Raw genomic sequence first — 9,758 nt, 5'->3', positions numbered from 1 at the left:
GCCAGCTCCCACCGTTGATTTGCGCTCGTCTCAGGAATGAGTAATGCGCCAGATCCCAAACGGCATCTGCGGATCAAGGCGGGTCCACTGGCTCTTGCCGTACCAGGTCCAGCGATGGCCGTTCATCAAGTCTTCACCCTGGGTCTGCGCATCGTCAGGCAGGCCCATTTCCCACAGCGGCAATTCGAAGTGAGCTTCCTGGGCATTGAACGGATCGAGATTGACCGCGATCAGGATGAAGTTGCTGCCATCCTCGCTGCGCTTGCCGAAATACAGGATGTTGTCGTTCCAGGCGTTGTATAGCTTGAGCCCCAAGTGCGTCTGCAGGGCCGGGTTCTGCCGGCGGATGCGGTTGAGCTGGGCGATCTCGGCGATGATGTTCCCCGGCGCGGTGAAGTCGCGCGGGCGAATCTCGTATTTCTCCGAGTCCAGGTACTCTTCCTTGCCGGGCACGGGTGCTGCCTCGCACAGCTCAAAGCCCGAATACATGCCCCACAGGCCCGAGCCCATGGTGGCCAGCGCGGCGCGGATCAGGAAACCCGGACGGCCGGACTCATGCAGGAAACCGGGGTTGATGTCCGGCGTATTGACGAAGAAGTTTGGCCGGTAGCACTCACGCCAAGGCGACTGGTTGAGCTGGGTGAAATACTCGCTCAATTCGGCCTTGGTGTTGCGCCAAGTGAAGTAGGTGTAGCTCTGGGAATACCCGACCTTGCCCAGGCGCGCCATCATCGCCGGCGTGGTAAAGGCTTCGGCGAGGAAGATCACCTCAGGGTATTTGGCGCGCACATCGCTGATCAGCCATTGCCAGAAAGGCAGCGGTTTGGTGTGCGGGTTGTCGACGCGGAAGGTCTTCACGCCCTCTTCCACCCAGCCCACCACAATGTCGCGCAGCTCTGTCCACAGGCCGGGAATGGCATCGGCGGCGTAGAAATCGACGTTGACGATGTCCTGATACTTTTTCGGCGGGTTTTCCGCGTATTTGATCGTGCCGTCGGGGCGCCAGTTGAACCAGCCCGGGTGCTGCTTGAGCCATGGGTGGTCCTGGGAGCACTGGATAGCGAAGTCCAGGGCGATTTCCAGGCCATGGTCGGCGGCGGCCTTCACCAGGCGGCGGAAATCATCGCGGCTGCCCAGTTGCGGGTGAATGGCTTCGTGACCGCCATCCTCACTGCCGATGGCATACGGGCTGCCAGGATCATCGGGGCCGGCATGCAGCGAGTTGTTGGGCCCCTTGCGATGACTGCGGCCAATGGGGTGGATGGGCGGGAAGTACAGCACGTCGAAGCCCATGTCATGGATCATCGACAGCCGAGAGTGCACATCGTTGAAGGTGCCATGGCGCGCCGGGTCGTCGGTGATCGAGCGCGGAAACAGCTCGTACCAGCTGGCGAACTGCGCGCGTTCACGCTCCACATCGAGCGGGTAGACGGTGCTGATGCTCAGATAGGCGCGGTGATCGGCCTGGGTCATCAAGTGTGCACTGTCTTCGTGCAAAAACTGCGCAACCTGCTCGGTTTCCAGCAGGCCGGAGAGTTCGTGGTGCAGCAGCATCAGGCGGTCGCGCAGCTCGTTGTCGCTGCGCTCGGCGGCCTGCAGCACCAGGCTGCGGCCTTCCTGCAGTTCGAGGCTGACCGGTACGCCGGCTTCGTGCTTTTTGCGCAGTTCGTAACAAAAGCTGGCGAAGGTATCGATCCAGGCCTCGATGCAGAACTCATGAGGGCCCTGCTCAGTGACGGTAAACGCGCCTTCCCAGCCGTTGTTGCCAACGTCGGCCATCACCACGCTGTGCCAGCTTTCGTCGCGCAATGGACGCCAGCGGATCAGCACGGCCAGCTTGTCGTGGCCGTCGGCAAATACCTTGCTGGTGACGTTCACGCGCTGATTCACCACGGCTTTCACGGCAAATTCGCCGCCGTCTATCACGGGCGTGGTGTTTTCAATGGCGATCCTGGGCAGCAGCAGTGCCTGGGACAATGGTAATGCGCAGTTATCTGAAGCCAGTGTTTCAGCAGTCATCGAGCATCTTCCCCTTACGCCCTGTGGACGCTCTTTTGCTTGATCCAAATTCTGATACGGCGGCGCTCTCCCTGAGCGGGGCCGTCATAGGTCCGAGCCTGTGTGCGAGAGAAAAGTTCAGGCGGATATGGCGCCACTGGGCGGGAATCAAATCTGCCACGCGGTTGTCCACCGGTAGAACAAAGCACAAAGGACGCCACACCGATGACTATCCCGATTCCGGCTGAAACGCCTGACCCCAATATTGACGCGCCAACGTTACCGCCCGTTGAACCGCCGCCGATTCCTGACGAGGAGCCGCCGGAAAACCAGCCTCCACCGGTGCAGGAGCCGCCTGGAGGTGAACCGCCAGTGACGCTTTGACGCCGTCTACGCGGGGTTCGGCATTCGCTTGCGCAGACGACACACGTCGGTGCGCAAGCGCACTCGAACCGTGGCAATTTCCCACTTGATAAAAAGAGCTAGTCCTAACGTCAACGAATGCGCGGGTTTTCATACTGATTTTTCGCTCGCCTGAACGTCACGCATCAGGCAACGCGTAATCCGATCTGTTTATGAGGAATCAGCATGACCACCATCAGCCAACCGGCGGCCCTCCCATTCAACGCCCCTCACACTGGCCCGAACAGCCTCCACTCGCACAAGCAACCCGAGGTGTCCGGGCATGCGCCCCATCTGGAGCGACACCTTGAGGATATAAGCGCCCGTGTGGACCGCAAGACCATTGACCACATGATGCGTAACCTGGACTCGAAAGAGTCAAAGGACTACTTCGAGAAGATCGACACCCTGTTGACCCCGGACAACATCAAGCGCCTGGCACGCGGCCCCGGTGCGAAACCCCACATCAAGGCGCTCACCCACATAGAAGCTTGCTTCAATAGCGGATCGATCGACAAAGTAACAGCCCCCCTTGAGTGGAAGCACGTCGAGGACTATCGCAAAGCCGTCGAAGCGGAGCTGTTTGAGTTGACGATCAGCATGCTCAATGCCCCATGGGAAAAGAGCTCTGAATTGGCTCGAGGTTTTCTCCATGCGGAAATCGCCCCGCATATTCTGCACGGCCTGCATGACCTGCAAGCCAGGCACAAGCACCTCAGTGAAATCTCCACACTGGTGAAAAACATACTCGAGTCGGTGCGAGATGCGCATTCGCAAGAACGCCAGCAGGATGTGTCGCGAGGGTATCCGGTCAGGTGAAAGAAACGCACACGGCGCCCTGAATCGATGGTCACTCATCCTTCTCGAACGCGCGCACAATCCGAGGCATCACGCTGAACACCGCCAGCGCCAGCAACGTACTCAGCACCGCTGTCGATTCGCGGCCCAACCCGGCCGCGACGCCAATCGCAGCGGTCATCCACAGCCCTGCCGCAGTGGTCAGCCCTTTGACGTGACCTGCATCCTCATCCTTGCCCTTGATAATGGTGCCCGCGCCCAAAAAGCCAATGCCGGCGATCACGCCCTGCACCACTCGGCTCATGGCATCGGCCTGGTTACCGGACATCTGCGGCACCAGCACGAACAGCGCCGCGCCCAGCGCCACCAGCATGTGCGTGCGTATCCCGGCCGCCTTGCCCTTGCTCTCGCGCTCAAAACCAAGGATGCCGCCCAGGATGGCCGCCATCAACAGCCGTACGGTCATCTGGGTAACCTGTTTTGCATCGCCAATGTCGGCAAATTCGGCCTGCAGGGTCAGCCACGCTTCTTGCCACCATGCCTCCATGGGTGCGCTCCTTTATGATTGTTGGTAAAAGATGGACAGCGGCGACTGCCAGTCAGTTGCCTGTGCCGCCTGGACATCAGCAACGCCGCTCCCACCTTCCGTCCCGCTGACCCACTGACCCTGTTTTAAGGCCCGATGAAACGCTACGAAAAATTTGCCGATGCCATTGCAGAACTGATCCGCTCCGGCGTGCTCGGGGCCGGCCAGCGCGTGCCTTCGGTGCGCTACGCCAGCCAGACCTACGGCGTCAGCCCCTCCACGGTGTTCCAGGCGTATTACCTGCTCGAGCGCCGTGGCCTGATCCGGGCGCGGCCTCGCTCGGGTTATTTCGTCAACACCCATGCGCCCAGCCCGCTGGCGGAGCCGCTGACGATGGAGCCGGTGCGCGACTCCACCGAGGTGGATGTGAGCGAGTTGGTATTTTCGGTGCTCGACTCCATCAAAGACCCCAACACCGTGCCCTTCGGCTCGGCTTTTCCCAGCCCGCTACTATTCCCGTTGCCACGCCTGGCCCGCTCCCTGGCCCGTGCCGCCCGGGATATGGACCCGCGCCTGGTGGTCACCGACATGTCACCCGGCAACCCGCAACTGCGCCGGCAGATCGCCCTGCGCTACAGCGTTGGCGGGCTTGCGGTACCGATGGAAGAACTGCTGATCACCAACGGCGCCCTTGAGGCGCTCAATCTGTGCCTGCAGGCCGTGACCGAGCCGGGCGATCTGGTGGCCATTGAAGCGCCGGCGTTCTACGCCTGCCTGCAAGTGCTTGAGCGTCTGAAGCTCAAGGCCGTGGAAATTCCCGTGCACCCGCGCGATGGCATCGACCTGGACGCCCTCGCGCACAGCCTGGCGCACTACCCGATCAAGGCCTGCTGGACCATGACCAGTTTTCAGAACCCCATGGGCGCCACCTTGCCGCAGGCCAAAAAGCAGGCATTGGTGGACCTGCTGCGCAGCCATCAGGTGCCGTTGATCGAAGACGATGTGTACGCCGAGTTGTACTACGGGCAACACGCGCCGAAACCGGCCAAGGCCTTCGACACCGACGGGCTGGTGATGCATTGCGGCTCGTTTGCCAAGAGCCTGGCACCGGGTTATCGGGTGGGCTGGGTAGCGGCCGGGCGTTATGCGCAGAAGGTCGAGCGCCTCAAGCTGATGACTTCGTTGTGCCCTTCGATGCCGGCCCAGGCCGCCATCGCCGATTACCTGCAACATGGCGGCTATGACCGCCACCTGCGTAAACTGCGCTATGCCCTGGAAGAACAGCAACACGCCATGCTCGCCGCCATTGCGCGCCACTTTCCGGCGCAGACCCGGGTCAGCCAACCCACTGGCGGCTATTTCCTGTGGCTGGAACTGCCGGAACAGACCGACTCGCTGAAACTTTTCCAACTGGCCCTGGCCCAGGGCATCAGCCTGGCGCCGGGGCCAATCTTCTCGGCGACCCGGCGCTTTCGTCACTGCATCCGCTTGAACTACGGCAGCCCCTGGACCGAGGCGTCGGAGACAGCGATGCAGACCCTGGGGCGGCTTGTGCGCTCGCTCTAGCGGCCGCCGCCCAGGTCGATAAAGGTGCCGGTGGCATACGAAGCCTTGTCCGACAGCAGCCAGATAATCGCCTCGGCCACTTCCTCCGGCCGGCCGCCACGGGCCATGGGGATGCCGGGTTCGAGCTTGCTGACGCGGTCCGGGTCGCCACTCAGGGCGTGGAAGTCGGTGAAGATGTAGCCGGGGCGCACCGCGTTGACCCGAATGCCCTCGCCCGCCACCTCTCTGGACAGGCCCAGGGTGAAGGTGTCGAGCGCGCCCTTGGAGGCGGCGTAATCGACATACTCGCCCGGTGAGCCCAGGCGCGCCGCCACCGACGACACGTTGACGATACTGCCGCCCTGCCCGCCATGGCGTGGCGACATGCGCAGCAGCGCATGTTTGGCGCAGAGCATCGGGCCCAGTACGTTGGTCTTGAGGATCTTGAGGATCCGGAACTCGGACATTTCCTCCACCCGGGCCTTGTGTCCCACGGTGCCGGCATTGTTCACCAGCGCGGTGACACGTCCAAGCTCGGCGTCGACCCGGCTGAACAGCGCGATCACCTCATCTTCGCTACTGACATCGGCGCGCACCGCAATCGCCTGGGCGCCAAGCGCGCGTACCTGTTCCAGCACGGCCTGGGCGGCGGTTTCGTCAGACTGGTAATTGATGCAGATACGATAGCCTTCACGGGCGGCGAGCAAGGCCGTCTCGGCGCCGATTCCGCGGCTGCCTCCAGTGATAATGACGACTTTATCCATGCACGCGATCTCCTGTTCCAACCTGATATTTTTGTGACTGGATCCAAGAGTAACCGTCACGCCCGGCATTTGTCAGGCATGACCAACGCCTGCGCACGCTGGATATCGGCCATGAAATCTGTAGCCGGCAAGGGGTGGCCGAGCAGGTAGCCTTGCAGGGCATTGCAGCCCAGGCGCGTGAGAAAATGCTGCTGGGCATCGGTCTCCACGCCTTCGGCGACAATCCGCAAACCCAGCGCCTGGCCCAGCGCAACGATGGCAGACACAATGGCCGCGTCGTCGCTGTCGTGCTCCAGGTCACGCACGAAACCGCGGTCGATTTTCAGCTCGTTGGCCGGCAAGCGCTTGAGGTACATCAGGCTCGAATAGCCAGTACCGAAATCGTCGATGGACAAGTCGACGCCCATCTGCGAGAGCTGCTGCAAGACCGTCATGCTCGCGTCGGCGTCGCTCATGGCCGTGGTCTCGGTGATTTCCAGGGTCAGGCTGTTGGCCGGCAACCGATGGCGCGCCAGCGCGGCGGCGACGCTCTTGACCAGCCCGGCATGACCAAACTGCAACGCCGACAGATTGACCGCGATGCGCCAGTCTTCGTAGCCCTCTGCGTACCACGCGCTCATCTGGCGGCACGCTTCATTGAGCACCCAATCGCCGATCGGGATGATCAAACCGGTCTTTTCCGCCAGCTCGATAAAGCTGGTGGGCAGCAACAAGCCCTGTTGCGGGTGCTCCCAGCGCAGCAGCGCCTCGGCGCCGACTGGCATGCCACTGACCGCATCGAACTTGGGCTGGTAATACAACTGCAACTGGTCAAGTTCCAGGGCATTGCGCAGGTCCTGCAACAGCTGCAGTTGCTTGCGCGCATTGGTGTTCATCGACGCCTCAAAAAAACTGTAGCCGTTCTTGCCCAGGCCCTTGGCGTGGTACATGGCAGCGTCGGCGTTCATCAACAGTTCCTGAGGGGTACTGCCGTTGCCCGGGAACAGGGCGATGCCGACGCTGGCGGAAATTTTCAGGTCATGCTCGGCCACCTGGAACGCCTGGTTGATCAATACCACCTGGCGCTCGGCCAACCCCAGCGCGTCTTGCGGCTGCGTCAGTTGCACCAGCAGCACGAATTCATCGCCGCCGATGCGCGCCAGGGTGTCCTGACTGCGCAGGTCCTCGCGCAGGCGCTGGCCGACCTCGCGCAGCAGCAGGTCGCCCAGATGATGGCCGAACGCATCGTTGACCGGCTTGAAACCGTCCAGGTCAATGAACATCAGCGCAAAGCATCCGCCCTGCTCCCTTACCGCCTGCATCGCCTGCGTAATGCGGTCGGCGAGCAAGGTGCGGTTGGGCAGGCCGGTGAGCATGTCGTGCAGGGCCAGGTGGGTCAGCTCCTGGTTGGCCAGGGTCAGGGAATGGGCGAGTGCGGCGGTACGCGCCTGCAGACGGGCGTCGAGCAGCGAGGTGAGCAACGCAATGATCAGCACCGCCAGCGACGTGACCAGCACCAGATTGTCCAGGCCCCTGCCGCTCAGGCCATTCAAGGCGGCGCCGCAGAAACTGTCGTCGGCAAACCGTGCGGCGGCCATTCCCGTGTAGTGCATGCCAACGATGGCGACGCCCATCACCATGGCCGCCCCTCCTCGTGCCAGTCGCACATAAGGCGTATTGCGCCGCAGGTTGAACGCAATCCACAGCGCCGCGCCGGACGCTGCCACGGCGATCAACAGCGAGGCGCCAAACAATGCAGGGTCATAATCAATGCCGGGTGTCATGCGCATGGCAGCCATGCCGGTGTAGTGCATGCAGCTAATGCCGGCGCCCATGATCAGCGCGCCAAATGCCAATTGCCAGACGGGCAGGCGTGGCTGACTGACCAGCCATAACGCGAAACCGCTGGACAGCACGGCGATCAACAGTGACAGCGCGGTAATACCTGCATCGAAGCCCAGGGCAAACGGCAGGCGCAAGGCCAGCATGCCGATAAAATGCATCGACCACACGCCCACCCCCATCGCCAACGCACCACCGGCAATCCATAGATAGACGGTGCGCCCCTTGGCTGTGGCGATCCGCCCCGTCAGGTCCAGCGCGGTGTAGGACGCAAGAATGGCGACACACAGAGAAATGGCTACAAGGGCGGGTGAATAACTACTGATCAGCATCAGACTTCTCGCAGGCACGGGTTTGACACGTCCGTACCAAGTGGCAAAGCGGCGGATTGTAGCGAGAATAATTCTTGAACAGGCGATTAATTATCAAATCGCCACTATTGGTTTTTTCACGTCACTTGCGGCTTCATCTGATCCGCGCTCCCCCAGTTTTCAATCCTCACCTCTCATTGACCAGCAGTGTTACACACCATATAGTGTGCCCACTAACAGGCCAGACCACTACATAGTGTGAAGCGTCGGCATTTCTCGAACACACTCTGTGCAGTATTTCAAGCGAACAGGAAGGAATATTTCAATGCTGAGTTGGGATGAAGTCGACAACGAGGACACCGGCGAGGCCGTTGTCAGAGGCGCCAACGCCGGCCACGCCAGCGAAGCCAACATGGACCGCCTCGACGGCGCCGGCGCCGCGGCTGCCCTTGAAGCGCGCAACGTGACCGCCAGCGACTCTGCGGCGATCATCCGCGCCAAGGCCGCCCTCGATAAACTCGACGTCGCCGAAGGCCTCGCCGAACTCGAAGGCTCAGCCGCCCGCGTGGCCGTCGACGAAAAGCGCATGATCAACTGCCGCGCCGACCTCAACCAACTCGTGCCTTTCAAATACGACTGGGCCTGGCAAAAGTACCTCGACGGCTGCGCCAACCACTGGATGCCGCAAGAGGTCAACATGACCGCCGACATCGCCCTGTGGAAGACCCCCGAAGGCCTCACCGACGACGAACGCCGCATCGTCATGCGCAACCTGGGCTTCTTCTCCACCGCCGATTCGCTGGTCGCCAACAACCTGGTGCTGGCCGTGTACCGCCTGATCACCAACCCGGAATGCCGCCAGTACATCCTGCGCCAGGCCTTCGAAGAAGCGATCCACACCCACGCCTACCAGTACTGCATCGAATCCCTGGCCATGGATGAAGGCGAGATCTTCAACATGTACCACGAGATCCCATCGGTCGCCAAAAAGGCCGCCTGGGGTTTGAAGTACACCCGCTCGATCTCCGATCCGAAGTTCGAAACCGGCACCGTCGAGACCGACAAAGAGCTGCTGCGCAACCTCGTCGCCTATTACTGCGTACTGGAAGGCATCTTCTTTTATTGCGGCTTCACCCAGATCCTGTCCATGGGCCGCCGCAACAAAATGACCGGCGTGGCCGAGCAGTTCCAGTACATCCTGCGCGATGAGTCGATGCACCTGAACTTCGGTATCGACGTGATCAACCAGATCAAAATCGAAAACCCGCACTTGTGGGATGCCGAGATGAAAGAAGAAGCGACCCAGATGATTCTCCAGGGCACTCAACTTGAGATCGAATATGCGCGTGACACCATGCCGCGCGGCGTTCTCGGCATGAATGCGGCAATGATGGAGGATTACCTCAAGTTCATCGCTAACCGCCGTCTGTCGCAGATTGGGTTGAAGGAAGAGTATCCAGGCACCACCAACCCGTTCCCGTGGATGAGCGAAATCATGGATTTGAAGAAAGAGAAAAACTTCTTCGAGACCCGCGTGATCGAGTACCAGACCGGCGGTGCGTTGAGCTGGGACTGAATCAACATAGCGCTGAA

General features: G+C 61.3%; 7 protein-coding genes. 3 read left to right on the top strand and 4 right to left on the bottom strand.

Annotated features, from left to right (window positions below):
* Nucleotides 1-30: 30 nt before the first annotated feature.
* Nucleotides 31-2,019, bottom strand: a complete 1,989-nt coding sequence (locus H045_RS07400; RefSeq protein ID WP_041931458.1) for an alpha-1,4-glucan--maltose-1-phosphate maltosyltransferase — start codon at nucleotides 2,017-2,019, stop codon at nucleotides 31-33.
* Nucleotides 2,020-2,586: 567 nt separating this feature from the next.
* Here H045_RS07400 and H045_RS07395 point away from each other — a divergent pair.
* Nucleotides 2,587-3,219 (top strand): hypothetical protein, encoded by a 633-nt coding sequence (locus H045_RS07395; RefSeq protein ID WP_015371906.1) that lies wholly within the window; start codon nucleotides 2,587-2,589, stop codon nucleotides 3,217-3,219.
* Between the two features lie 31 nt (nucleotides 3,220-3,250).
* On the opposite strand, the gene H045_RS07390 is transcribed toward H045_RS07395, so the two are convergent.
* Nucleotides 3,251-3,745 carry an MgtC/SapB family protein gene (locus H045_RS07390; RefSeq protein ID WP_003236596.1) on the bottom strand — a complete coding sequence of 165 codons (495 nt, stop codon included), beginning with the start codon at nucleotides 3,743-3,745 and terminating at the stop codon, nucleotides 3,251-3,253.
* A 135-nt stretch (nucleotides 3,746-3,880) separates the two neighbouring features.
* Between H045_RS07390 and mapR the strand changes: the two genes are divergently transcribed.
* Nucleotides 3,881-5,290, top strand: a complete 1,410-nt coding sequence (mapR, locus tag H045_RS07385) for a GntR family transcriptional regulator MpaR (RefSeq protein ID WP_003236594.1) — start codon at nucleotides 3,881-3,883, stop codon at nucleotides 5,288-5,290.
* Here mapR and H045_RS07380 read toward each other — a convergent pair.
* Together H045_RS07380 and H045_RS07375 are read right to left on the bottom strand one after the other, a co-directional pair.
* Nucleotides 5,287-6,033 (bottom strand): SDR family oxidoreductase, encoded by a 747-nt coding sequence (locus H045_RS07380; RefSeq protein WP_015371905.1) that lies wholly within the window; start codon nucleotides 6,031-6,033, stop codon nucleotides 5,287-5,289. The two genes, mapR and H045_RS07380, sit on opposite strands and share 4 nt — an antisense overlap.
* A 56-nt stretch (nucleotides 6,034-6,089) precedes the next feature.
* Nucleotides 6,090-8,186, bottom strand: a complete 2,097-nt coding sequence (locus tag H045_RS07375) for a putative bifunctional diguanylate cyclase/phosphodiesterase (protein WP_003236589.1) — start codon at nucleotides 8,184-8,186, stop codon at nucleotides 6,090-6,092.
* Nucleotides 8,187-8,490: 304 nt separating this feature from the next.
* Here H045_RS07375 and H045_RS07370 point away from each other — a divergent pair, with 304 nt between their 5' ends.
* Nucleotides 8,491-9,741, top strand: coding sequence for a ribonucleotide-diphosphate reductase subunit beta (locus H045_RS07370; RefSeq protein WP_015371903.1), 1,251 nt, complete (start codon nucleotides 8,491-8,493; stop codon nucleotides 9,739-9,741).
* Nucleotides 9,742-9,758 lie beyond the last annotated feature (17 nt).

The sequence above is a fragment of the Pseudomonas poae RE*1-1-14 genome (assembly GCF_000336465.1).
Lineage (GTDB): Bacteria > Pseudomonadota > Gammaproteobacteria > Pseudomonadales > Pseudomonadaceae > Aquipseudomonas > Aquipseudomonas poae.
The sequence above is the reverse complement of the archived record's forward strand: the minus strand, read 5'-3'. Positions and strand labels throughout refer to the sequence as shown.